This window comes from Paenibacillus sp. IHB B 3084 (assembly GCF_001447315.1).
GTDB lineage: Bacteria > Bacillota > Bacilli > Paenibacillales > Paenibacillaceae > Paenibacillus.
This window is the reverse complement of sequence record NZ_CP013204.1, coordinates 89,960-115,513: the sequence shown is the minus strand read 5'-3', so window position 1 is coordinate 115,513 and position 25,554 is coordinate 89,960. Positions and strand designations below refer to the sequence as shown.

The window sequence follows — 25,554 nt, the reverse complement described above, 5'->3', positions numbered from 1 at the left end:
AAAGCTTTCCGTAGGAAGCTCGCTTCGGAAGCATCATCCGACTGCGTAGTGGCACGATATATAGCTGAAAAGCTCGTTTGAGCTACCTTCTCCCCCACTCTCATTGAAAGCATCCCTGTAAATCGCTAGAATGAGGGGTACCGAACTCGGCAAGGAAAAAGAAGCTGACCAAATTGTGAAAGAGCACTATCAAAAGGCGGAGGATCTGGGTCAAAAGGTTTCCGCCAGCCCTGTAGCCGATGACTCGGTCCTGATCATCCGATTACCCCTTCTTGGAAAATAAGCTGGCTCCATTTTTATAGCATGACCGAATGCAAACACAAAGAGCATTGCCCAGTCGACAACATTGGCTTGGACAATGCTCTTTATTTTATAGCAACTGCCCTTGGGGTAGCATCTTCTACTCATTAACTTTAGAAGTCATAACAAGCGAATTTTTTAAAAAAACCTTCACTAATTACTAGGTTAGTGTGGAGGGAACGAATGCTTTTTGCCACCCCAAGCCACGAGAAGCGCAAGGAATAAGAGCGTGAATAATGCCCATGAAAATGATCCCGCACCAAAAGTTTCAAGTAAAATACCCCCAGCCATCCCGCCGCCGGCGATAGCCAGATTCCATACGGTCGTGTTAATCGGCATGACCATATCCACTTTGCTCTCCCCTGCAGCCTGAGCAAGCGCCGTTTGCAACAGCGTTGCTGCGCCGCCGAAAGTTAAACCCCATACCGTAACAATGATATAAATCATAAGGACATTGGAGTTGCTAAAGCTTATGGCCATAGAAATAAAGACGAAGGAAATAAGACTAATAAGGACAAGCTTACGCAGCCAACGGTCGATGAATACGCCAGTTATCCATATACCTACGAGAGCAGCAATGCCAAAGAAAGCCAGCGCCAGACCAACTCTCTCACCCATCCCATTGGAGGCAAGAAATGGAGCAATATAAGTATAGAGAATATTATGGGCTGTCATCCAGGTCAGTACAACCAATAGTATGGGCCGAATACCCGGTGTAACGAAAACTGCATAGATCGAAGCTTGCTTATCGGAGGATTGCCCCGGATAGTCCGGCACCTTCCAAAGCACCCAGGCGATCAGTATAACTGTCAGTAGCGACATGATTCCAAAAACGGAACGCCAACCCACGATGTTCCCCAGAAACGTTCCCGCAGGGACACCAATAGCCAAGGCGATGGGCGTTCCAACCATGGCAACTGCCATCCCCCTCCCCTTCAATGAAGCAGATACCATGCGAAGAGCGTAACCACCGATCATCCCCATAGAACTCCAGCCGAAACTCCTGCCAGCAGACGGGCAGCCAGCGTCAGTATATAGCTGGAAGAAATAGCTGTGACACTGTTAAAACCAGGAATCCGCAGATAGCCAGAAGTAACAATGGACGCCTCCTCCATTTGCGGGTAACTATAGCTACAGGGATGGCAGCCACTAAGGAACCGATGGCATACACAGTGACCAGTTGACCCGCCATTGCCTCTGAAATATAAAGTCCCCTGCTTATTTGTGGAAGCAAACCAGCCGGAATAGTTTCCGTCATAATACAGATGAACCCTGTCATAGCCAAAGCGAGCAGACCAAGCCAGGGAAAGGGCTTAGAGGAGGCGGAAGAAGCAATCTTTGCAGTAGTAGAAGAGTTATTGCTGGACATTAGCACAGCTCCTTAATATCGATTTCAAAACAAGTTCAAGCGGAAAACCAAGCAAATGTGGCCAGTGATTTGACCTCCTTATGTTTTATTTATGGATCGATCATTCCATATTTTAAAGATGCCTTCTAGTCTTGTCAATTACTTTTGGATCGATTAGTATATAAGTATAAGGTAAAGGAGGCTACTCCATGGTTAGAACCGGAAGACCACGTAAATTCAGTCGTGACGAAGCGATATCCCAAGCTATGATGTTGTTTTGGGAGCATGGATTTGAATCAACCTCTTTGGCTCAACTCAAAAAAGCGATGGGTGGCATCTCCTCAGCCAGCTTTTATGCAGCTTTTGAATCAAAAGACGCACTATTCACAGAAGCGTTGAACCATTATTTGGCTACATTCGGACAAGTATCGGCAAGCCTTACAGACTATTCACTTTCATCGCGTACAGCTATTGAATTAGCCTTAAGAAGCTCGGCAATCATGCAGACTGAGCAGACCCATCCCTTGGGTTGTTTGGTCATATTGTCTGCAAATACATGTTCGCCGGAAAACACTCATATTCGAGAACTATTGATCAGGCAAAGAGCGGTGACAAGGAACAAGTTCTATGCTCGTATTGAGCGAGCTACCAAGAACGGAGAACTTCAAGAATCCACAAATGTTAGCATGTTAACTACACTATTCGTTACCTTTCTGGAAGGTATATCTACGGAAGCCAGAGATGGTGTCTCCCTAGAAAGCATTGATGCAGCCATAACTAAATTGATGGAGCTTTGGGATACTTGTGCCTGAGACTTGCCCCAGTCTTCATATACAATAAGGGAATACAAATAGAAAAAGGCAATCTCCTTAAAAAAGAGTTTGCCTTTTTATTCAGGAAGATTGCTACTCTCAAAACGGCATAGCCTCTCTATCCCCTTCTTCCACAACGACTAGCAAACCTCTATCTATTTTTTGCAGCGGAATTCCGTCCGTACCGGAATGGGTTTACTTTGTTTTCTGATCTACATCTTTAAGATTTGAACAGAGATCTTAATTAAATACTCTTCATAACCTCTAACTGAAAGATCATCTAACAAAACATCCTCATAAAAAAACCCCTGTAATTCTATGCTCTTATCTTTAGCATAATTTATTATTCGATCATAAGTGTCACATACGCTCGAGTATCCTTCTGTATGGTACGCGATTAAATATGTTCCTTTTTCTCGCTTAAAATTTGAATAATTTGATTTTTTACTAACTCTAGTAAAAAGATAATCATAATTGAATGTTTCATTTGCTAAGACTCTTTTAGTATCTCTCATCCAGCCTACTGTATGGGAAGCATCAATACTATAAATGTTCAAGTACTCTTCGTGTTTTATCATACAATCGTAAATGCTTTTATCATTTGTGTAAGGATCAGCCTCTGTTACTACCAAAAACTCCTCGTTTTTTTCCTCAAGACGGATTGTAATATGAAGTGCGACACCTGCTGGAAATAAATAAAAAAGGGCCCATGGCCGGATTCGTGTAGAATGAAAGTTCCTACACCCACATTCACACAAGGAGAATCCACCATGAGCTACACACATCTTAGCATAATCGAACGAAGCAAGCTAGAAATCCTGCATCAGCAGGGGAAAAGTTCAAGAGCCATCGCTGAGGAGCTGGGGCGACATCATGCGACCATTTGCCGAGAAATCCGTCGGAATGCTGAGCTAGCGTCCTACAATGCACAGCGCTCCCAACATGCTTACGAGCAGCGCCGTAGAGCCTCTGTACCTCAAGGCAAATGGACAGAGGAACAAGCGGTAGAGCTCGAAGAGAAGTTGCATGCGACTTGGTCACCTGAGCAGATCGTGGAGCGTTTTAGAACAGAAGGCCAGCCCACCGTGTGCTGCAAAACCATCTATCGCTGGCTCTATGCAGGCCGCCTGGCCCGAGCGGACGTGAAGGTGCTACGGCACAAAGGAAAACGGCAGCAGCCCGCTGAAAAACGAGGGAAGTTTGCCGTGGGTAAGTCGATTTCCGAACGCCCCAAGGAGGTGCGTTCCCGGGACACCTTTGGACACTGGGAGCTAGATACGGTGGTGTCTGGTCGTGGGAAAAGCAAAGGCTGCGTGGCGACCTTCATTGAACGGAAAACCCGTCTGTACACCGCGGTTCAAATGCCTGATCGCACGGCATTGTCGATGGAGATTGCCTTTGGCGTAGCGGCTTCTCAGTACCCTGCTGGGGCGTTTCAAACCGCAACTGCAGATCGAGGAAAAGAATTCGCCTGTTATGCAAACCTGGAAACCACACATGACGTGCAGATCTACTTTGCTGACCCATACTCTTCCTGGCAAAGAGGGTCGAATGAGAATGCGAACGGCTTGCTTCGAGAGTGCTTTCCCAAAGGTACGGACTTTGCCCAAGTATCCGATGTGGCATTGGAGCGTTCGCTTGATTTAATCAACCATCGCCCCCGAAAATGTCTGGGGTGGAAAACCGCTCACGAATCTTTCACACAGGAACTGTCGCACTTGGCTTGACAATCCGTCTCAATAATAATATCAGTTGAAATGATCTCAGTTGCTGCTTGGGTAATTCGTTTCTTCTCTGATATTATACTTTTCATTTTTTGCAGTTGTTTAATTTTTGAATTCAGCATTGCCTCTTCTTTCTCAAGTAGGACAATGAGCTCATGAGGTGACCTTTTATTTAAATATTCTTTTATCTCTTTTAATGGTATTTCTAATTCTTTAAGTATTGAAATCACTTTAAAAACATCAATTTGATTAATTGAATAATATCTATATCCATTTTCAGCTTTAAATTCGGGAGAAAGAATTCCAAGTCGATCATAGTGAAATAAAGTATCCTTGCTAACACCCATCACTTTTGCAAATTGTCCTGAAGTTAAATGAGTTTGAACATTATTCTCCATGAAATCCCTCCTTGACTATGGTGTTACACCACACTTTATTATAACCAAGTAACCTTCAAATAGCAGTAGACCATGAGGAGTATCTATTCGAATTACAGTGGATATTACGAAAAAGGCTACTTGGCAATTTAGTAATACCTAAATAATTAATCTTGGGAGGATATAAGGAATGAAAGTTCTAGTTACAGGAGCAACAGGAAGTGTGGGAAGTCATATTGTTGAACAATTACTTGCAAAAGATATAGAAGTAAAGGCATTGTCAAGGAAGGAAGGCAACTTGCCTAAAGGAGCACAAGTAGTTCTAGGTGATCTTGATATTCCCGAAACTATAAAAGCACATCTCCATACTATAGATAGCTTGTTTCTGATCACTCAGAGTGAACAATCGGACGAAAAATTTATTAAAAACAAAAGAATTATTCAGATGGCAAAACAAGCTAATGTTGCAAGAATTGTAGCCCTGATAGATTTTGAAGGGAACCTAATTGAAGACGTTATTAAAAATAGCGGAATGGAATGGACTTTATTAAAGCCAGTGGAATTTATGAAAAATTCACTTTACAGTGGTTGGACAGAATCAATCCAAAAAGAAGGAATTATTCGTACGGCTTTCCCCGATAGTTTAAGCGCTAGAATTCATGAAGCTGATATCGCTGATGTCGCAGTAAAGGCACTAACAGAAGAAGGCCATGGTAAACGAACATATGATTTAACAGGACCAGAAGTATTGTCTCCAAGAAGTATGGTTAAACAAATTTCTGTAGTTATAGATAAATACATTGATCTTGTTGAAATTACAGAAGAACAAGTAAAACAAGAGTGGAAATGCAAAGGCTATGACAATGAATTTATTGAATACTTTATTATAGAGATGGGGAAAAACCCTCCTAAAGGAGCATACACAGTTCTACCGACAGTAGAACAAGTTACAGGCAAGCCAGCCAGAACATTTACTCAATGGGTTATTGAAAACAAGCATTATTTTGTATAACCCCTTATGTGTTTTGCTAATTACCCAACGGAAAACGTTAGTTGAACTAGCATTAGTTGAACTAGCATTAGTTGAACGGGGAATAGCGAAGAGAAAAGCGATAGGTCATGTTTGCGGCAAGATAGCCCATTTCCCTAAGTACTACACTACATTAGACTGCCCCAAGTAATAGAAACAGCGGCAACCATGGACGGGAATATAAAGTCCTAGACTGCCGCTGTTTTATTGAACTATCGTACACATTAGCTGACCTAATTGAGTATCGAAGTGTGATTTGAGATAGAATCGATTATTAAATCCCAATCGTCGTAGTGAAGCTCATGCCCGGTACCTTCCAATGTCAGTAAAACCGCACCCGGAATTTCGTTAGCAAGATTTCTTCCGTGTTCATAAGGGATAATCGGATCTTCAGTACCGTGTATAACCAGAGCAGGGACATTTATTTCCCCCGTTCTGGCTAGATAGGATTCTCCACCTGACAGCATGCCGTGATTATTCATGCTGGCCATATTGTTGCTTCTTTTCCATTCTTCTTTTGCCAATTTATAAACTTTATTCTCATCGAAAGCGTGTTTTGAACCTACTAGAATTCTTGATCTACCTATCACAAAATCGACCACCGATTGTTCATTCGTCCAATCTATTGCTCCCATATTCGAGAAATAGTCCATAACCTTTTCCTCCATCCGTGGAAGATCGGGAGCAAAATTGGACGTTGCTAAAAGGGTAACGGTTAGGACTCTCTCTTGATGCTGCAGAGCTATCATTTGAGTCACCATTCCGCCCATGGACATCCCTACGATATGCGCTTGCTCAATCTTATAAGCATCCAATACTCGAACGGCATCATCTGCCATGTCTTCGAAAGTATAGTCCGGTTGACCAGGTTCGTAAGTTGTAGAACGTCCAACATCTCGGTTATCATAACGAACGACAAAACGCCCCGTATCTGCTAAACGCTGGCAGAATTCTTCTTCCCACCAAACCAGTGAGGATTGGGCACCCATAATCAGTAATATTGCCGGGTTAACTCGCTTTCCGAAACTGTCGGCACATATTTCTATTTCATCGATTTTTATGAGTTGTTCGTTCATATAGAATTCCTCCCTCTAATGCTATATAAAACAAAAAAACACAGAATATTAGTCTGTGTCTACAGTAATCGAAAAAAGAATTTGGAAATGAACGCAATATGGTGATTATCTTATGATAGACTCGCAGTCCTACACCGGATAGATCAACAAGGTTCATTTCATTTTCTTTATATTCAGTCTATACAAAATGAGGATAGAGTTGCCCCTGCCTCCATTCGCATATAACTAAACCAGGTTACCGTGAAGGCAAACCGTTCTTCGATTACTATGCACACCAATAGCCTTAATCCACTATTTAATTCATTGTGCAAAGAATATCGAAGAATTAGATTAGCACACGTAACCCCTCCGTTCTTATCAATTAAAGCAATCCTATCACATAGTGAATTTCTATGTCAACACTTGGAAATTGTCCTCAAACTTATTGCTTACATTTATTTTTCAATCTATTTAATACTAATCTGCCTTTGAGTTGGGTTTAATTTAATAGTTCGAAATTTCTATCAGGTTACCATCAGGATCTCTAATATACACAGATGTTATAGGAGCTAATGCTCCAATTCTATGAACAGGACCTTCTTCAATAGGTATTCCACAGCTATCCAAATGTACAATCACTTCTGATAGCGGGACATCTGTTATAAAACATAGATCAGCACTACCGGACATGGGTGTTTTTGCTTTGGGTTCAAACTCTTTACCTACTTCATGCAGGTTTATCTTCTGTTGTCCAAAGTGAAGTGCCTTTCTTCCCTCTCCAAAAGTGATAATTTCCATCCCTAATACTCGGCTATAAAAATTACAGGTTATATCCATATTTTTAACAGTCAAAACCAAATGATCCAATCGAGAGATATTAATGATGATCAGCCCCTTTTCAAGGTTATACTACAAAGTAAATGACACGATATAAAATCGTGGTAGCTATTCATCGATCCGCAACGTGTCGGCATCTGCTATTAAAGCCACTTTTCTATCTGAATGCCAGCTTTGCAACCATATTGTCCTTTCGTCCAGGCAATAGTTTTATTTCAGTTTAGAAAGAAGCAACCCCAGCTCACCTTCGTCCAAATGTCTCCATTGCCCCCGCTCCAGCTTGTCCAAGGTAATATTCATGATTCGGATCCGCTCCAGCTTCAGCACCCTATACCCCAAAGCCTTGCACATTCTACGGATTTGTAGATTAAGACCTTGGGTTAAAATAATTCGAAACTCATATTCGCTTTGCCAATATACCTCACAGGGTTTGGTGATGACGTCCAATATTTCGACACCGCGAGACATGGCCCCCGTAAACTCGTCTGTAACGGATTTGTCCACGGTTACTACATATTCTTTCTCATGACCATGCTCGGAGCGCATCATTTGATTCACAATCCCTCCGTCGTTGGTTAATAAAACCAGTCCCTCCGACGCTTTATCCAGCCTGCCGATGGCAAAAATTCGTGAAGGATAGTTGACATACGTAATAATATTGCCCGCGACCTGTTCCGCTGCCGTACAAACAATGCCGACAGGCTTATTCAGGGCTAAATATACAGGTTCGCTATGATTAGTAGGAATGGCTTTCCCGTCGATCAATACAATATCCTGTGGCTCTACATCCGCACCTGCTTCACAAACATTTCCATTTATCGTAATTCGACCTGCTGCAATCAATCTGTTGGTTTCCCGGCGTGAGCAGAATCCGGTTTCGCTTATGTACTTGTTAATTCGCATAATCCACCTGCTTCTGGTTGTAGTATTGGGTTCTAAATGAAACAATGAAGCTTGTACTATTTTTCCGACTAAAAAAACACCTGATTGTTCTTGCTTAATCAGATGTTCGCCTTTTAGGACTGCACTATGCTTGCCCGGCTTATTTGCTACTGCTGCCGCCGCTTTTATTTCTGGTTGGTTTGACAGTACCGCCTTTTGCGCCACCTGTCGCTTTGCTTCCCGGTGCGCCTGTAGAAGCGCTTTTTACCCTGACGGGCTTCGCTGTTTTGTTCCAGCGTGTCCAGCCCTTACTACCTGTACCTCTGCCTGTTCCGCCGCCCTTACTTTTTGCACCCATGTGATCACTCCAATAGTTTTCGTTCAGACTTAACTAAGCTATCATACCATTACTTTGGACATAATGCCTGCTTGATTTAAAAATAGCGACAAATAACCTCGTTCCTCTGGCTAAAGGCTGTACACAATAAAGATACGCATAAACCTGTCCTTTTAAACGATACACGTTAGATTTATCCATGAATTTGTAGTATTTTTGCCTATGCACAGGTAATAATGAAATATGAAGCTATAGAATGTTTTAAATACTTAGTCTTGAAGGAGTGAAACACATGTCTGTTGATGTTTATCTTAACTTTAATGGAAATTGTCGTGAAGCAGCGGAGTTTTACGCAGAGGCATTTGGGACTGAGAAACCACAAATCATGACGTTCGGTGAAGCACCGCCCAACCCCGATTATCCTCTACCGGAAGAAGCGAAAAATTTGGTCATGCACACGCGGCTTCAAATTGATGGTAGTAATGTAATGTTTTCAGACGTTTTCCCTGGTATGCCTTTTGTGGATGGGAACAACATCAGCCTCGCCATCGTCAATAAGGACGAAGAGAAAATTCGATCGTACTTTCATAAATTAAAAGAAGGAGGAACCGTAAGCATGGAACTTCAAGAAACATTTTGGAGCAAATGTTACGGTAGCCTTAAAGATAAGTTCGGAATTGAGTGGCAATTGAGCTATGATAACGGAATGACCGACAGTTAGTCTGTTATATTAACCTACGACAGTTAAGCCCTCACAAGCTATTCTGATTGAATGCTTTGTGAGGGCTTAATATTAGCTTGAAGTTACTCTATACAGCAGCCTTAGAATTCTTCCAAAACCTTGGATTTGTCTCCATGGATCTTATCCAGGTGATCCTCTCCCCAGTAGCATAAATGGTCTAGCGCGGGTTTTAATCCCCAGCCGTAGTCCGTTAACTCATACTCCACTTTAGGAGGGATTTCATTATAAACCTTTCGTGTAACGATCTCATCCTTCTCTAGGCCTCTGAGCTGAGTGGTCAGCATTTTTTGTGTAATGCCGGGTATTAACCGACGAAACTCAGACGTTCGTTTCCGTCCTGTCATCAGATGGTAGATAATCAAAGGCTTCCATTTCCCTCCCATCACCTCTAAAGCCGCTTCCACTCCAACTTGATACTTCTTTTGAACCCTATTTTTTGTCTGTTCAGTCATTTCTTAATCCTCCTTTAGAAGGCTTCGTTTGCTCAGAACAACCCATCACTTCAATTCATTACTCAGATCAGTTTCTAGGGAATCTACCTAGGGCACTTCCATGTTCCTATGGCACCTGTATCATCCTATAGAACTTAAAAGTGCGTACTTCCAGATTATTTTCCTACTGTATATAATAGCATCAAGCATTGAGCATTCCTAGAAGTAAGCTATTGAGAAAGGTAGTGAAGAAGCATGAAAGTATTAACTGTTGTTTCACACCCGAGAAAAGATTCCTTGACCTTTAAGGTTGCTGATCGTTTCGTACAGGGTCTTGCCGATGCAGGCCACGATTATGAGATATTGGATTTACATGGGATTGGTTTTGATCCTGTTTTAAAAGGAGTAGATGAACCAGATTTGACAGTTGCGGAACAGTCCTTTTCCCCTGAAGTAGAAATGGAAATAAGGCGGATGAAGGAGCATGATGCATTGGCATTTATTTTTCCACTTTGGTGGTGGAATTTGCCAGCTATGCTGAAGGGTTATATTGACCGTGTATGGAACAATGGGTTTGCGTACGGTTCGAATTACCTGCATCATCAGCATATCTTGTGGCTTGGCTTGGCCGGCGTTTCGAAAGAACAGTTGAAAAAGCGTAACTATGATGAAATGATTACTCATTTGCTGAATGTGGGAATTGCAGATTATTGCGGGGTTTCCAATTCCAAGGTTGAATTCTTAGATGAGACCCTGAGTTCAAATTCCGGTCATTTTGAAATGCTGCTGGATCAAGCTTATCACTTGGGTTTGAATTATGCCAAGGATTAGGCTTTAAGTAGGCTGAGTTTGAACAATCGTGACAACTTATTTGCCCAAATATCAAAACTCCTACAATGATAATGTGTTTCACACAATAATTGTCCAGCTTTATAGCAAATAAATTTTTTACAATCCTCACCCTTCAACACGAAGGCCGGAAACCCTAACAGAATGTGAGAAAGAATTGTTTTTCCGCAAGGAGACCTAAGTAGTAACAAAAAAAGACGCTAACCTAGCCATTTTTTCCATGGACATGGTTAGCGCCTTTTTTACTTATCGTGCATTCAACTGGCTTTTGACAGCAAGTAGAGGAAATAAGGGGTAACCAGTATGGTAATAATGATACCCGTTGGAATATCAGCACCAAAGCTGATAGTCCGCGTAAGTGTGTCAGCAATTAAAATGACGAGTGCACCAACTAATCCTGTGGTAGGTAGTAACAGCTTATGATTGGGCCCTACTAGCTTACGCGCTAGATGGGGACTGACCATGCCTACAAAAAAGAAATTCCCGCCAAGTGCCACGCTACCGGAGGCTAGAGCCACCGCAGCAATCGTCAAGCCGATAAATTCCCTTTTAATCGCTACACCCAGTCCCGATGCCGTCTGATTTCCCAAATTCAACGTATTAAGCGTGTTCGACCTGTAAAAAGCGTAAAAACTAAGGATAAGCACCCACGGGAGCAGCACCATAATATAGCTCCAGTCGTCCCCCCACAGGTCTCCAGCCTGCCATCGCAGAGCAAAGTCATACTGTTGCTTGTCTAGCCGGAGTGTCATCATCAGAGATAATGCGCTGTAGCCACTGCCCATAGCGACACCGGTTAAAATTAAGCCCGTAGGCGAGATGTCTCTTCCCCGCCTGAAAGCGAACAAAAAAATCAAAAATGCTGCCGTAAGGCCGCCTGCAAAAGCCAGCCCTGGAAGAATAACAGGTGATAATAATCCATCACTGGCGAATAACGTAATATACAAAAGTACAAATAAACCCGAGCCTGAGCTGATTCCCAGCGTACCTGGGCTGGCCATGTCGTTTTTGAGCAAACTTTGCATAATACAGCCCGATATGGCCATGCCTATACCTACCAATATAGAAAGCACAATTCGGGGCAGTCGAAAGTCAAACACAATCAGGTTCTGCTTGCTCGTTCCTTCGCCAATGATGACCTTGAAAACTTCAAGTGGAGACAGGTTCATTTTCCCAACATTCATACTGAGTACAGCCACTAGCAGCGTCAGCACTACTAACAGTAAAATAATGCTAATCCCCCTGGTATTACGGGACAGTTTCAACTAAACTCCCTCCTCTGCTTGCGCACAAGGTAGAGAAAATAGGGTACACCCACCAACGCAAAAATAATGCCAAGGGGTGTTTCGTGAGGGCGATTGATTAATCGTCCCAGTAAATCCGCCGCCAACAGAAAGACTGCTCCATACAAAGCTGAGGCCGGGATAATATATCGGTAGTCCGTTCCGACCAAATGGCGCATGATGTGTGGCACAATCAACCCAACAAAGCCAACAGGACCAACGACAATGACCGATATCCCCGTCAGGATTAATACAATCAGAGTTGAGAAAACCTTGATCCTATTCGCGCGGATTCCCAAGCCTGATGCCACATCCTCTCCAAAGCTCAAGATCGTAATTGAGGGAGAAAGAGCGATAGCACAGATCAAACCCAATACAAACAATGGTGCAATAAAAGCCAATTCGTTCCACTGAGCACTGGCCGTACCACCAGCAGACCAATAATCAAGCGCTTGACCAATCTCATACTTAATGGCGATAAAAGTGCTAAATGCACCAAAAAGCATCGAGATGGACATTCCTGCCAGCACCAGGCGCTGAGGCGTCATTCCTCGCTTGCCTATAGATGCGATGTAATACGTAATCGCTGTAGTGACTGCCGCACCCAGACAGGAGTACAGCATGGTTTCTCCATAGGAACGACAAGGCAAAAAAGCCATACATAATGCGATTGCAAATGTCGCTCCAGAGCTAATCCCTATAAGCCCTGAATCCGCCAGTGGATTGCGAGTGGTTCCCTGCATAATCGCCCCACACACAGCCAAGCTGCACCCTACAATGATGTCTGCCACGGTACGCGGAAAACGCAAGGTGTGAATAATCTGGTGTTCCGTAATATTGGGATCAAACTGAAATACAGCACCCCACGCCAGCTTCAGGCTCATTTCCGCAGCACCAAAGGTAATCGAAGCTGCAGTAACCATGAAAAGCAGCGACACGCCCACGATCATATAGCTTATAAAATGAAACATTCCTTTTTTACTTTGTTCTTTGTGAGTAGACATGAATTACACCCTTAGTTGGTCAATTATGCATCGGTTACTTCGCTTGGTCCAGTAATTTATTAATCATATAATCCAGTTGTCCTGTCATACTGGCAACGTCCGAATAATAGAACAGTCCCGCATATTCTGCTGGAATTTCAATGATGTGTCCATTTTTAACTGCCGGGATACTGCTCCAAATTTTCGTTTTAGCATATTCGGATTCCTTCCCCTCTTTTTTGAACCAGAGGACGTAATCTCCAAAATATTCAGCAGCTACTTCATAGGATAAAGAGCCTCGACCTTCTCCGGACTTTTTAACCAACGTATTGAGTTTTTCCGGCTTGTGAAGTCCAAGATAATCGTAAAGCAACGTTCCTCCACGTGAGCCTGTTTCATAATATACTCCGTAGGAGTCACTACCCCAGTCCTCGAAAATGCTAAACGTTTTGTCCTTGAATATGTCGGAATTTAGTTTCTCTTTCGCCTGACTCAGCTTGCTTTCAAAGAGTGCAATGGCCTTGTCCGCTTCATCTTCATGACCTGTCGCCTGACCGAGGAATTTGATCCGTTCAAGAGAAGTCATTTTATTCTCAGGCACCACGAGAACAGGCGCAATTTTGGACAGCTTATCATAATCCTTGTATCATATGTAATGATGAGATCCGGATCATACTTCATAATTTCCTCGGTTTCCCACTTTTCAATATTGGGGATGTCGTTAAACTTATCGTAAAAAGGCATCGTTTCTTGTTTCCAGCCCATTACCGCTGCTGGCTTGATCCCTAGTGTGAATACATCGCCAACATACCAGTTTACCACTACCCGTTGAGGATTAGCGGGCACCTTAACATCTCCTTTTACCGTAGAGACTGTACGCGTATCAGAATCACTACTTACCTCTTCCTTCGTGGAGGATGCAGGTTTAGCAGATGAATCGGAGGAACTGCCAGCATTACCACACCCTGAAATAACGAAGATCATTACGAATAGTGCACATAAAATCATGTGAAATTTCTTGTTCATCATACGATGCATGTTGTAAATCTCCTTTGAAATATAGTAAGTGCAAAACATACTTAAAATTAGTGATATTGATAATCATTATCACTAATATAAATTGTAAATTTCACCTGAGTTATTGTCAACTGTTTCTTTAACTTTTTTTGCTTCAGCATTTGCACTCCTCTTTCGTACATGAGAAGAGTATAGCCCCGCTCGCCAACTTGTACATACGGGCTAAGATCATCGTAAAAATCCGTACGGAAAGGTCGACTTACATATTGCTCATACTGGTCTTCATACATCGAAGTTCGTTCAAGCAGCTTAATAGTCAGATCTATGATTTCTTGTTCGCTATACATTTTTTCATCAGATTTTCCCTTCCTTTCACAATCTTCAACTCATTTTATCAAACAAATAAACGATACATGAATGACCGTTTAATATCATTAAATCACTAGTGTTGCAATAAGAAGTGAAACTTATTTTTTACCAACTATTAACAATTCTTTTTGGTGCAAACGATAATTAGAATAGAGGGGATTTTCCCATCTATATTTCAAACTGGAGGAGACAGGCGAATGAATAGAGTATGGACGAAAGCAGCGGCTATTCTATTGGTAGTAGTATCCCTGTTATTCAACGGAACGTACGCGCTCGCAGCTTCGGCAACATCCAATTATGTAGTTACGTTCCAGCAGGCGACCTTGGTATCGAATGATCATGTAGGCAACGAATGGGCGATTGCTGCTCAAGCAGGCGGCAAATCCATTGAGGAAGGCAGCAGCGTGAAGATCAAGGTCAAACCGGGCGGTAGTATTCAGTTATATGCCTATGCCGAGGAACAGGATAAAATCCCTGACGAGGGCGAAGCCCGCAAAAACGTAAAAGTCTCCACCATTTCTGCCAAAGGTTCTACCGTTAATCTAAGAGTTACTGTCACTGAAAACCGCGGACGCTATTCAGGCAATCAGGCAGTTTGGGAATTTACGTACAAGATCAAAAAACAATAATAGAACGCAAAAATAGACCGTCACTTCCAGGAGCGGCGGTCTTCGTTTTTACAAGGCCAATTTATGCTAAGAAACATAATTCCTTTACTTTGTTAGACAGAAATGTTCTTCAACCTGTTGTATTGTATCCATACATATATAGGCCTCTTTTCTGAATAAAGTCTAGTTTCAACATAATTAATCAGGAATTTTATGTCAATGATATTTTCAGCTTACTCACGGTAACTGGACAAATACCATTTGGGTATGTAAATTTGAAAGTTATCATACGCCTCCAAAACCTCTTCAGCTCGATGAACCATATCATCCACTTCTTTTTTACCAAACTGGATTGCCCAGTGGATCGATGAAAGCTGATTGCTCGCAATATACAGTGCCATTAATCTAAAAAATACATCAGGCACATCGTTATTGAAATAACCGTGGATACGACCTGAAGCAAACAAAGGACTTAATCCTGCACACCAGGTAATTCTATTGAATTCCTCCCAAGGATCACCATAATCCAGTCTATTAAAATCAATGATGCCCAGTTCACCAGATGGGGTAACTACCATATTTCCCACATGATAGTCTCCATGCTGAAATGTCTGGGGACGATTTTCTAATAGATAGCGATGTTGCTCAATAAAACTAATGGTTTGATCGGCTCCCTCAAAGGGAATACCGCATGCTTTATAATTTGTGATATATCTGTTGATTTTGGCATTATAATATTCGGCCCATGGCGCTTGATCTTGCCCAGCAGGGATTTCGTGCATTTTTCTTAATATTACTCCTGCTTGCACCCCAAGTTGATATTGCTGTGCTGCGTTTAACGTGGGAATGACCTTTTCAGCATCTTCCCCTTTGATCCAGGTAAATAAGGAGTATACGGACTGTCCGTTGTTGCAAATCCCAAAATTAAGCGGCCGGGACATTAAAATATTCTCTATATGATCCAGTTTTTTTACAGCTTCAAACTCGCGTTTCTTTTTATCATAATGAACCATATCCGCTATTCTTAGCAGCAAGTCCCTACCGTCAGTGGTTTGAATATAATATTTTTTGTCACTGGACCAGCCTTTATGAACCTCTTCCACATTACTCCACGTACTGAAGCCCGGGATTTCACTAAAGATTTGATTCAAGTTATGACACCTCCCACGTTAAAATAGCCTTACTTACTAATATATGCTTTCCATAGTTTACCTTTAAAATGACAGAGGAATCAATCTTCTTACTAGGATAAATGCCAAATAAAAAAGGCTGAAAAGACAATGCTGTCTCTTCAACCTTAAAATTAAATGAGCTGTCATAGTGAATACCCATCACTTTGTACCGCCAGATTAGTAAGAATAAGAAAACTCATTTTTAAATTCGTCTACCCGCTGAATGGTTTTCAGAATATTCCGGCCTTCACGGGTGCCATCAATAATACGACGAGCTTGTTTGCTATCCCCGATATTAACGACTTCTACTTGATGTTCCTTACCATATTCGAGCAAGCTGTCCATAAGCGGACTGAATGAACGCATACCCAAGCATACGAAACCGAGGTCAAAAGGAATCTCAAACTCCTGTTCTCCGTGTTTTACTTTGAAACGGTCGCTGCACACTTCTGTCAAAGCAGTTTCCGTATGAACGTTCACTTCCCGCTCTTCCACCATTTTCATCATGGAAATCCGGGTAATCATATCCAGATCTTTGCCCAGTAAGGGCATCATCTCAATAATGGAAACTTCTTGAGCGCCACGCTCTGCGTAATATTCGACAACGTCCAATCCCACGGCTCCGCCACCGACTACAGCAATGCGTTTGCCTTCAAACTCCTGGAAGTTCTCCATGTTGTGCAAAAGATCAAAGATAGAGAATACTTTTGTGCCCGGTTTGCCCAGTTGAGCATGCAGACCTGCAATTGGTGGAAGCAGTGGTGTGGCCCCCGTTGCATTGACAATAATATCAGGATTCAAAGCAGTAATCATCGCCAGATCTGCTTGGGTTCCTGTGATAGTATCCAGATTGGTCAGTTGTTTGGTGCGTTGAATCAGATAATCTGGGAAATCATTGATACGCGTTTTGTCCGGCAAGCGGGCAATATCACGAGCCAAGCCACCCAGTTCTGGTTTTTCTTCAAAGAGGGTTACTTTGCAGCCTACTTCGGCTGCCGTACATGCTGCTTCCATCCCAGCGGTCCCCCCACCAATAACAACAACTTGGACGTTATTCCTAACGCGTTGTTTCCGGTATTCAGCTTCCTTGAACAGGTCAGGATTTACAGTACAGCAAATCGGTTTGCTCTTGGAAATGCGATGATCGGCACAGCCGATGTTGCAGGAAATGCATTTTCTAAGCAAATGCTCGTAGCCGTTCTGCACTTTAAGCACCCAGTTCGGTTCTGCAATCAAGCCTCTACCCATAGCCAGAAGATCGGCGTCACCTCTTTCCAAAATATCCTGCGCAGCTTGTGGACTCCGAATATTACCTGAGGTCATCGTGACCTTACCGAATTTTTCTTTTACCGCTTTGGCCATATAAGAGCGCCAACCATCCGGCAGGTTCATCCCGTCAATCTGGAACTGAATGGAATCATTCAGAGCAGCAGAAACGTTCAGAATATCTACCTCATCATTAAGATACTCCAGTAACTCCAGTGTATCTTCCAGTGTGTTCCCATCTTCTGTGAACTCTTCCGCACTAAAACGTAAGCAAATAGGGAAGAATGGGCCCACTACCGAACGAATTTCATCAATGACTAATCTGGCAAAACGGGTACGGTTTTCTGCGCTGCCGCCAAATTCATCCGTACGTTTATTATACATCGGCGAAAGAAACTGACTCAGCAAGTAGGAATGACCTGCATGAATTTCCACACAGTCAAAGCCGGCCCGTTGCGCTCTTCCTGCTGCTTCTCCGTATTTGCGCACAATGGCGTAAATTTCTTCTTTTTGCAAAGGTCTTGGAATCGCTCCACCTTTTTTAGAAGGAATATTCGAAGAAGATACGGGTTGAACTCCATTCAATCGTCCAGCATAGGCCGAAGCACCCGCATGGTTAATTTGGACAGAGACGCAAGCTCCATAGGAGTGCAGGGCTTCTGTTAGTCTAAACAGTCCGGGAATAAACTGATCGTTATCCATACGCAGCTGGGTTGTTCCGTTCGTACCCATTGGGAAATCCAAACAAACATTTTCTACTGTTATCAGACCAGTACCACCTTTGGCCCGTTGCACGTAATAGTCAATATGATCCTGAACAAAGCTTCCGTCCATGGCAGCAAAGTTAGTTCCCATCGGGGGCATAACAACCCGGTTTTTCAAGGTCATGCGCCGTATTGTCAGAGGTTCAAAAATAGCAGGATAGTGGTTCATTGTTCTTCCTCCTTGCGAGTTTGCAGATTTCATGTTCATTTTAAATTTTAGTAAAACATTCTCATATGTGATTTTTTTCACTTTTAGGAATATCAAATGTTTGTTGGTACGATCATTCCTTATGACTTGATTTTATATCACCTGATCTATAAATTCTAATGCTATTTTATGCATCGAATCATAGTTTCAATCTATAGATTGAGTTAAAAGAGGAACAAGCTTGTAAGAACTGTCTCTTTTGTGTAAACAAAGATCATGCTTATATCCCATTACCTACCTGCTTATCTGTTCTTTTGAAGTCGAAGCGTACACGCTCTATCCATCCTTCACTCACGTATCTGTCCAGCAGCCCAGTCTAAGCTTTAAATCCATTCATGTAAATGTGAAAATCCAGACATAACTTCGGGGTATTATCCTCTAAAACGAAGAAAAAGCTGTAAATATTCGATATATCGTAACTTTCTACCGTTTAACCAAAGCGTTTTATAGGCTATATTAAATTTTAAGTAATAGGAATAAGAATAGGGAGGTTTATTCATGTTTAAAAATGCTTTTAAGACGTTTGGCGTCATTGGTAACATTGAAGCGATTTCATATCTGCTGCTTGTATGTATCGCTATGCCGCTTAAATACGCAGCCGGGATGCCGCAAATGGTAAGCTGGGTGGGGATGATCCATGGGGTACTGTTCGTGGCTTATGTAGTTGCAATTGTAGCCATGTTGATTTTTCGCAAATTGACGGTATTACAAGGGCTTATAGCTTTGATTGCCTCGCTGCTGCCGTTCGGTCCTTTCATCTTTGACCGTAAGGTGCTGAAGAAGGCGGAAGCGCGTATGGATCATGCTACTCCTGTTAAAGCTACATAGGCACATACAAAAATAATTTTACGTAAAAACACGGCTTTCCAGGGCCTCTGTAACCTTGGAAAGCCGTGTTTTTATTTGGTACTGTAAAATGTTATTTTCTGAAATTATCCAAGCTTTCATAATAGTCATCTGACGGAGATTGAAAAAGGGGCGCCCCACTTTGTCATGATTTCATTCCTTTATATTATGTAATCTTATAGACAAATCCCCCACTAATCTCTTGGGTAATTTACACTCATAATGTCCATAAAAGGAACTTTGTCCGTTTCACCATTACTCTCTACATGAACCCTGCCCGTTCTCGAGTCCATTTTGACGATCTGCCCGCGGGTTGTTTCTTGACGTCCCCATACGGTCAACACGACTTCGGATTGCTCTTGCTGTGCTTCTGCAAGCTGGTTCCCGATTTCCTCCAGCACAAATTCATCCCGGGTAGGCCGTTTGGCCACCTTCGCCTTTGCCACTTGCTTTCACCCTTCCTTTACTGCAAAATCAAATTCATTCTATTTTACCATACTTTTCATCATTTGGTGCTGGTAATCTGAGTTAAATCGTGTCACTTGCGTATAAAAAAGAACCGATTTTCTCACGAACAAGAAAATCGGTTCTCAAAGCTTGTCAGCCAGGAAGCAATTCCATATCCTTTTTATTTGATCAGCTGTGGAATGTATTCGGCTACATTATAAATAGGTGCGCTGCTCTGCTGAGTAAGGGCCAGAATTAAGGCTCCTTCCAGCATGGAAATAATAAGTACCGCCAGACTATGTGCCTTTTCCTCCGTCCATCCCGCTGTCTGAAGACGTTCCATATAGATATGTTGCCAATCTGTAAACGTATTCACACAGGCACGCCGCAACGATTCGCTGATGCAGGAAGTTTCCGCAGCAGCCCAAAATCCCATAGGCATAAAGCCATTAAAGTTCGTTTGGTCCGCTTCCTCCGCTGTATTGCGGATGAAATCCTGTATGGCGAGCACAGGGTCCTCGTTCCCTGATAGCGTTTCTTTCAACTTTTCTTAATAAACTCATTCCCTCTTCTGATGCACTCCAAAGCCAATTCCTCTTTGCCACGCGGAAAATAATAATAAAGCGAGCCTTTCGGTGAGCCACTCTCCGCAAGAATCTGATTGAGTCCGGTAGCGTGGTAGCCCTGATGAAAAAAGAGCCTCGAAGCGGTTTGTACAATATTTTCATATGATTCGGGTTTAGCAGCCATATACAGCATCCTTCATTAATATAATATTTACAATTTTTATTTTGACAAAAAATAACTTCATGTTTATTATATATAGACCGATCACTATAATACAATACCCATCAATTTTATTGGAGGAACAAAAACAACATGAGTACAATGAGTCAAACAAGCGCTCCATCTGATCCTAAGACATTCAAGGTGATGCCTATTATGATTGCCCTGCTGCTTAGCGGCTTTATCGGAATGTTCAGTGAAACGGCGTTGAACATTGCGCTGAATGATTTGATGCAGATTTGCACATTACAACAGCAACAGCCCAATGGCTGACCACGGCCTTTCTGCTGACACTCGGTATTTTGGTACCTGTATCGGGCTTGCTGCTTCAAACCTTTACGACAAGACAGCTTTTCGTCACATCACTGCTGTTCTCTATTGCGGGTTGTCTCGTTGCTGCGTTAGCACCAAGCTTTACGGTGTTATTGATCGCTCGCATTCTTCAAGCCGTCGGTACGGCGCTCTTATTGCCGTTGATGTTTAACACCATTTTGATCATTTTCCCGGCTGAAAAGAGAGGCGCAGCTATGGGGATCATCGGATTGGTTATTATGTTTGCTCCTGCGGTTGGACCTACGATTGCGGGTCTGGTGCTGCAAAATCTGTCCTGGCACTGGATTTTCTGGATCTCCCTTCCGTTTCTGATTCTTTCGCTGATTTGCGGTATCTTGTTTATGCAAAATGTTTCGGAGATTACAAAACCGAAAATTGACGTTTTATCTATTCTACTGTCTTCCATTGGCTTCGGTGGCGTTGTGTTCGGTTTCAGTAAATCTGGAGAAGGCGGCGAAGGCTGGGCTAGCCCGGTTGTTTTGCTCCCTCTGATCATCGGCTTGGTATCTTTGATTCTGTTCTCTGTACGCCAGTTGAAAATGAAGCAACCGATGTTGAATTTGCGCGTCTTTAAATATCCGATGTTTGTTATCGGCGTTGTGATGGTTTTCCTGTGTATGATGACGATCCTTTCTACAATGCTGATTCTCCCGCTCTTTTTGCAAAAAGGGCTGGCCCTGTCCGCTCTGTCCGCAGGATTGGTGCTTCTGCCCGGCGGAATTATCAACGGTCTGTTGTCACCCATCATGGGCTCCCTGTTCGATAAATTCGGTCCAAAATGGCTCGTTATTCCGGGACTTGTGATCGTTGCCGCTGTCTTGTTTTTCCTGTCAGGCATTACGACGACATCAGCTATTGTACTCATTATTGTCTTGCATAGCTGCCTGATGATCGGTATTTCCATGATCATGATGCCTGCTCAGACAAACGGCCTAAACCAGCTACCCATGGATCTATACCCAGACGGAACTGCCATTATGAGCACGCTCCAACAAGTCGCTGGTGCAATCGGTACAGCCGTAGCGGTAAGCATTCTCTCCAAAGGCATGGACAGCTATTTGAGCCAATCCAGCATGCCGAAATCTGTAGAAGAATTGGCGAATGCTATGGCAATCGGATCTCAGAATTCATTTTTCTTTGCGATGATCATCAGTGTGATCGGGTTGATCCTTGCGTTTTTCATCCGTAGAGTTCATGTTGAGCATGGCACTGCTAAAGCTCCCATGCATTAATTAATAAATTCTTTATATCTCAAACTAAAAATATCTTAAAAAACTTAAAGGCTGCTAACCAACTCACTATTGGTTAGCAGCCTTTTCTTATAACTCTATATACATATTCATACAATTACATATTTACAAAGCTCCCCCATTTGGTTACGATATGATTCATGGAGTAAAGTGTAAAAATTACGATTACTATTAAGGAGGATTCCCTGTTGTTTAAGCGAACGTATTTTAAACTATTTATACCTGCGGTAATGGTGGTGATAATGGCAGCATGCGCTTCATCTCCATCGGCTGCACCACAAGATAAAAGTGTGACCTTATTGTTCAATGTGCAAAGCCCTTCTATAGATCCTCATGCGGATGTAAATTACACAGCCGTTCGTGCTGGAGTAGGTGAAACACTGATCAAAGTGAACAAGGATCTCAAGCTGGAAGCTTGGCTTGCAGAGAAATGGAACAGCAAGGACGGACAGCACTGGACCTTCAACATCCGACCGGGCGTGAATTTCCATAGCGGTAAAGCCGTCGATGCCGCTGCTGTCAAAGCATCCTTGGAAAGAGCACAGAAGCTCAATCCATCGGTCAAAAATGCGCTGCATATCCGTGATATTCATGCAGACGGACAGATTTTGAGTATTACGACAGATAAGCCTTTCCCGGAATTTGTATCTGAGCTGGTTCATCCGAATACCGCTATTATAGACACCACAGCTACAGGTGACTTCCCATCGGGAACGGGACCGTTCAAGGTTGTCAGTTTCCGTGCCGGAAGTGAACTGAATTTGGATCGCAACGATCAATATTGGAACGGTGAAGTAAAGTTGAAGCATGCGAAGTTCATGTTTAACGAAGACGCCAATGCACGTCAGCTTGCTTTTCAAGCCAAAACTGCCGATATTGTGTACCGTCCGCCAATTGAAAGTCTGGAACTGCTGAAAGCTGATTCCACCGTTAAGGTTGATTCTCTTCCTAGTCTGCGGACGCATCAACTTATTTACAATATGAACAATAATGATCTGAAAAAGACGCCTGTGCGTAAAGCATTCGATAACCTGATCCATCGGGATGAGATTGCCAACGGTATCATGTCTGGTCAGGGAACCCCTGCTCAAGGCCCGTTCTTGTCGGACTTTCCTTTTTCACCGAAATATATTACGAGAAAGTTTGAGTTGAATGCCGCACGAGAAGGCTTCAAGCAAGCTGGATATACGGTGCAGAGCGGAAAAGTTACGAACCCCGACGGCAAGCCACTTCATCTCACATTGTTAACTTACCAGTCGAGAGCGGAGCTTCCACTCATTTCACAACTGATTCAGGCTAACGCTAAGGAGCTCGGCATTACGATTGATATCCGTCAGGTTGATAATATTGACGAATATCTTGCCGCTCATCAGGATTGGGATTTAGCGACTTATAGTAGCATTACAGCCCCGCGCGGCGATGCAAGCTATTTTCTGAATGCCGCTTACATGCCTGAAGGAGCACTGAATTATGGGCATGTGCATGTACCAGAACTCGCGGGTATGATTACACAACTGAACACAACCGTGAATGAGGAACAACGCAACAAGCTGGCGCTGAAGGCTGTCACGCTGATTGACCAAGAAAATCTGCAATCCTTTTTGGTCCATCCCAACAACGTAGTGGCCTATCGCAATTACGTACTTAACTGGGTAACAAGCCAAAGTGAATACTACCTGCTGACCCAGGACCTGGATGTGAACTAGCATGCTCAAATCCATCGCCAAAAAGTTTCTTGAACTTGTATTGTTCTTTCTTATTCTTTCCTTTGTGAGCTTCTGTCTGCTTAAGCTTGTTCCGGGCGACCCGTCCGGAGCATTCTCCGAGTAGATGATGTAGCAGTGTCCAATCAGCAAATTGCGGATATGCGCAGCCAACTGGGGCTGGATCAGCCATTACCTGTGCAATATGGTAAGTGGCTGGTTCAGTTGCTTCAGTTTGATTTTGGACAATCTTATTTAACCCATCGTCCGGTATTTACAGAGTTTATGGAAAAACTGCCTTATACACTTCTGCTGACCGGAGGCTCTCTGTTCATTATGCTGCTGATAGCTCTCCCGTTGGGAACGATGGCTGCGCTGTACCGTAATCGCTGGATTGACAGTGCCAGTCGCGTGTTTGCCTTAATCGGTTCCTCGATTCCCAGTTTTTGGCTGGGTCTTTTGTTTATCGAGTGGTTTGCGGTTAAATTGCGCATTTTGCCGTCTATGGGTGAAGGAACCATTTTTCATTTGGTACTCCCTTCCCTTACCTTGGGATTAGCAATGGCGGCCGTCTATGTACGAATGATCCGCGCAAGTCTGATTGAAAGCTCGGGGCAAGATTTTATCAAAGCGGCACAAGCCCGTGGAATCAGCCCAGTTCGCATTTTTTCAGACACATGTTCCGTCACAGTCTTGTTCCACTCATAACGGTATTCAGTGAGAGTATAGGCAGCCTACTGGGAGGCACGGTCGTGATTGAAGTGCTATTCGCCTATCCGGGGCTGGGCAAATGGATTGTAGATGCTATTGCCGCAAGAGATTACCCCATTATTCAGGGCTATACCGTATTTATGGCCATGTTCATTGTATGTATCAATATTTTGGTAGAGCTGTCCTACCGTTGGGTCAATCCTGAAATCGCTTTGAAGGAGAAACGTTTATCATGATAAATCCGTACATGCGGAAAACAGGCGGCTCACCAGGACACGATTGTCCAAAGCATGGATCGTGTCGCTCTCCATCCTGCTCATTCTTGCAGCAATTACAGTCGTTCCGTTCCTTGCTCCGCAAGATCCGTATCGTATCCAGATGGGGAATCGGCTTCAACCGATCAGCGCTACGCACTGGCTGGGAACCGATCATTTGGGAAGAGATGTGTTATCGAGAGTGATAGCAGGAGTTCAGACGACTGTCGGAACCGGTTTGTTGATTTTGACCGTTTCACTGGTTGTCGGGGTTCCTCTTGGTCTGCTTTCAGGATTTATTGGAGGCTGGATGGATCGTGTATTCAAACGGGTGGTCGATGCCTTCATGACATTACCTGATTATATTTTTGCCATTGTACTGAGCGGCTTGCTCGGACCAGGCTTAGTGAATCTTATTTTCGCGGTGACTGCGGTAAAATGGGTTGGTTATGCACGGCTGGTGCGCAGTACCGTTCTGGCTGAAAGCAAAAGGATTACATTTCGTTATCCATACTGGCGGGTACCTCCTCCCTGCGGATTGTCATGCGGCATATTCTCCCCCATGCAATTGGGAATGTTTTGGTACTGGCTACGCTGGATATTGGCAAATCATTTTAATGATTGCCTCCCTATCCTTTTTGGGCTTAGGTCCACAGCCGCCAATACCCGAATGGGGCACCATGCTGAATGAAGGACGAGTGTATTTCAAATGGCTCCCCATCTAATGCTGGTTCCCGGGATAGCTGTCGTGCTAACAGTGCTACTGGCGAACGTGCTTGGAGACAAGCTGCGCGACCGTTATGATGTTAAAACCCGGACGGAGGAGTGAA

At 43.3% G+C, this 25,554-nt stretch carries 20 protein-coding genes and 6 pseudogenes; 11 read left to right on the top strand and 15 right to left on the bottom strand.

The genetic code is table 11. The features are described 5' to 3' along the window. Window positions 1-465: 465 nt before the first annotated feature. Window positions 466-1,669, bottom strand: a pseudogene (locus ASL14_RS26005) (MFS transporter). Between the two features lie 188 nt (window positions 1,670-1,857). On the opposite strand from ASL14_RS26005, the gene ASL14_RS26000 reads away from it, so the two are divergent. Continuing rightward, window positions 1,858-2,460 (top strand): TetR/AcrR family transcriptional regulator, encoded by a 603-nt coding sequence (locus ASL14_RS26000; protein ID WP_134914704.1) that lies wholly within the window; start codon window positions 1,858-1,860, stop codon window positions 2,458-2,460. A gap of 212 nt (window positions 2,461-2,672) precedes the next feature. On the opposite strand, the gene ASL14_RS25995 is transcribed toward ASL14_RS26000, so the two are convergent. Next, the gene (locus tag ASL14_RS25995) at window positions 2,673-3,092 is read right to left on the bottom strand and encodes a MerR family transcriptional regulator (protein ID WP_134914703.1); all 420 of its coding nucleotides are present in this window, start codon (window positions 3,090-3,092) and stop codon (window positions 2,673-2,675) included. A gap of 138 nt (window positions 3,093-3,230) precedes the next feature. Between ASL14_RS25995 and ASL14_RS25990 the strand changes: the two genes are divergently transcribed. Beyond that, window positions 3,231-4,187 (top strand): IS30 family transposase, encoded by a 957-nt coding sequence (locus ASL14_RS25990; protein ID WP_134913242.1) that lies wholly within the window; start codon window positions 3,231-3,233, stop codon window positions 4,185-4,187. Here the strand turns inward: ASL14_RS25990 and ASL14_RS25985 are convergent. Then, the gene (locus tag ASL14_RS25985; protein WP_134914702.1) at window positions 4,148-4,582 is read right to left on the bottom strand and encodes a MerR family transcriptional regulator; all 435 of its coding nucleotides are present in this window, start codon (window positions 4,580-4,582) and stop codon (window positions 4,148-4,150) included. The two genes, ASL14_RS25990 and ASL14_RS25985, sit on opposite strands and share 40 nt — an antisense overlap. A 169-nt stretch (window positions 4,583-4,751) precedes the next feature. On the opposite strand from ASL14_RS25985, the gene ASL14_RS25980 reads away from it, so the two are divergent. Next, window positions 4,752-5,573 carry an SDR family oxidoreductase gene (locus tag ASL14_RS25980; RefSeq protein ID WP_134914701.1) on the top strand — a complete coding sequence of 274 codons (822 nt, stop codon included), beginning with the start codon at window positions 4,752-4,754 and terminating at the stop codon, window positions 5,571-5,573. A gap of 251 nt (window positions 5,574-5,824) precedes the next feature. On the opposite strand, the gene ASL14_RS25975 is transcribed toward ASL14_RS25980, so the two are convergent. The 4 genes from ASL14_RS25975 to ASL14_RS25960 all read right to left on the bottom strand — a co-directional run bounded on the left by ASL14_RS25975 (window position 5,825) and on the right by ASL14_RS25960 (window position 8,723). Continuing rightward, window positions 5,825-6,667, bottom strand: coding sequence for an alpha/beta fold macrolide esterase (locus ASL14_RS25975; RefSeq protein ID WP_134914700.1), 843 nt, complete (start codon window positions 6,665-6,667; stop codon window positions 5,825-5,827). 483 nt (window positions 6,668-7,150) lie between these two features. Continuing rightward, window positions 7,151-7,528: a VOC family protein gene (locus ASL14_RS25970; RefSeq protein ID WP_134914699.1), complete on the bottom strand. Its 378-nt coding sequence runs from the start codon at window positions 7,526-7,528 to the stop codon at window positions 7,151-7,153. 165 nt (window positions 7,529-7,693) lie between these two features. Further along, complete coding sequence (locus ASL14_RS25965) at window positions 7,694-8,386, bottom strand: pseudouridine synthase (RefSeq protein ID WP_134914698.1); 693 nt, start codon at window positions 8,384-8,386, stop codon at window positions 7,694-7,696. Window positions 8,387-8,525: 139 nt separating this feature from the next. Continuing rightward, window positions 8,526-8,723, bottom strand: a complete 198-nt coding sequence (locus ASL14_RS25960) for a DUF3934 family protein (protein ID WP_134914697.1) — start codon at window positions 8,721-8,723, stop codon at window positions 8,526-8,528. A 271-nt stretch (window positions 8,724-8,994) separates the two neighbouring features. Between ASL14_RS25960 and ASL14_RS25955 the strand changes: the two genes are divergently transcribed. Next, window positions 8,995-9,423, top strand: a complete 429-nt coding sequence (locus ASL14_RS25955; RefSeq protein WP_134914696.1) for a VOC family protein — start codon at window positions 8,995-8,997, stop codon at window positions 9,421-9,423. 101 nt (window positions 9,424-9,524) lie between these two features. Here the strand turns inward: ASL14_RS25955 and ASL14_RS25950 are convergent, their stop codons facing one another. Then, window positions 9,525-9,896, bottom strand: a complete 372-nt coding sequence (locus ASL14_RS25950) for a winged helix-turn-helix transcriptional regulator (protein WP_104495721.1) — start codon at window positions 9,894-9,896, stop codon at window positions 9,525-9,527. A gap of 234 nt (window positions 9,897-10,130) precedes the next feature. Here ASL14_RS25950 and ASL14_RS25945 point away from each other — a divergent pair, with 234 nt between their 5' ends. Then, window positions 10,131-10,706: an NAD(P)H oxidoreductase gene (locus tag ASL14_RS25945; protein WP_134914695.1), complete on the top strand. Its 576-nt coding sequence runs from the start codon at window positions 10,131-10,133 to the stop codon at window positions 10,704-10,706. Window positions 10,707-10,981: 275 nt separating this feature from the next. Here the strand turns inward: ASL14_RS25945 and ASL14_RS25940 are convergent, their stop codons facing one another. From ASL14_RS25940 to ASL14_RS29415, 3 genes and pseudogenes are all read right to left on the bottom strand, one after another. Next, complete coding sequence (locus ASL14_RS25940) at window positions 10,982-11,989, bottom strand: FecCD family ABC transporter permease (protein WP_134914694.1); 1,008 nt, start codon at window positions 11,987-11,989, stop codon at window positions 10,982-10,984. After that, window positions 11,986-13,011 carry a FecCD family ABC transporter permease gene (locus ASL14_RS25935; RefSeq protein WP_134914693.1) on the bottom strand — a complete coding sequence of 342 codons (1,026 nt, stop codon included), beginning with the start codon at window positions 13,009-13,011 and terminating at the stop codon, window positions 11,986-11,988. The genes ASL14_RS25940 and ASL14_RS25935 overlap by 4 nt, the downstream gene beginning before the upstream one ends. Window positions 13,012-13,045: 34 nt before the next feature. Beyond that, window positions 13,046-14,028 (bottom strand): annotated as a pseudogene (locus tag ASL14_RS29415) (ABC transporter substrate-binding protein). Window positions 14,029-14,573: 545 nt separating this feature from the next. Here ASL14_RS29415 and ASL14_RS25920 point away from each other — a divergent pair. Then, complete coding sequence (locus tag ASL14_RS25920; RefSeq protein ID WP_134914692.1) at window positions 14,574-15,005, top strand: hypothetical protein; 432 nt, start codon at window positions 14,574-14,576, stop codon at window positions 15,003-15,005. Between the two features lie 212 nt (window positions 15,006-15,217). Here ASL14_RS25920 and ASL14_RS25915 read toward each other — a convergent pair whose 3' ends face one another. Beyond that, on the bottom strand, window positions 15,218-16,135 hold the full coding sequence (locus ASL14_RS25915) for an aminoglycoside phosphotransferase family protein (protein WP_134914691.1): 918 nt from the start codon (window positions 16,133-16,135) through the stop codon (window positions 15,218-15,220). Window positions 16,136-16,333: 198 nt separating this feature from the next. After that, the gene (locus tag ASL14_RS25910; RefSeq protein ID WP_134914690.1) at window positions 16,334-18,355 is read right to left on the bottom strand and encodes an oxidoreductase; all 2,022 of its coding nucleotides are present in this window, start codon (window positions 18,353-18,355) and stop codon (window positions 16,334-16,336) included. A 537-nt stretch (window positions 18,356-18,892) separates the two neighbouring features. Between ASL14_RS25910 and ASL14_RS25905 the strand changes: the two genes are divergently transcribed. Further along, window positions 18,893-19,222 carry a DUF3817 domain-containing protein gene (locus ASL14_RS25905; RefSeq protein ID WP_134914689.1) on the top strand — a complete coding sequence of 110 codons (330 nt, stop codon included), beginning with the start codon at window positions 18,893-18,895 and terminating at the stop codon, window positions 19,220-19,222. Window positions 19,223-19,434: 212 nt separating this feature from the next. On the opposite strand, the gene ASL14_RS25900 is transcribed toward ASL14_RS25905, so the two are convergent. Together ASL14_RS25900 and ASL14_RS25895 are read right to left on the bottom strand one after the other, a co-directional pair. Further along, window positions 19,435-19,686 (bottom strand): YolD-like family protein, encoded by a 252-nt coding sequence (locus ASL14_RS25900; protein WP_134914688.1) that lies wholly within the window; start codon window positions 19,684-19,686, stop codon window positions 19,435-19,437. 182 nt (window positions 19,687-19,868) lie between these two features. Continuing rightward, a pseudogene (locus tag ASL14_RS25895) lies at window positions 19,869-20,437 on the bottom strand (TetR/AcrR family transcriptional regulator). Window positions 20,438-20,575: 138 nt separating this feature from the next. Here ASL14_RS25895 and ASL14_RS25890 point away from each other — a divergent pair. From ASL14_RS25890 to nikC, 4 genes and pseudogenes are all read left to right on the top strand, one after another. Next, window positions 20,576-22,038 (top strand): annotated as a pseudogene (locus ASL14_RS25890) (DHA2 family efflux MFS transporter permease subunit). 206 nt (window positions 22,039-22,244) lie between these two features. Next, window positions 22,245-23,762: a nickel ABC transporter substrate-binding protein gene (gene nikA / locus ASL14_RS25885; protein ID WP_134914687.1), complete on the top strand. Its 1,518-nt coding sequence runs from the start codon at window positions 22,245-22,247 to the stop codon at window positions 23,760-23,762. 1 nt (window position 23,763) lies between these two features. Next, a pseudogene (gene nikB, locus ASL14_RS25880) lies at window positions 23,764-24,706 on the top strand (nickel ABC transporter permease). A gap of 58 nt (window positions 24,707-24,764) precedes the next feature. Further along, window positions 24,765-25,553 (top strand): annotated as a pseudogene (gene nikC / locus ASL14_RS25875) (nickel transporter permease). Window position 25,554: the final 1 nt, after the last annotated feature.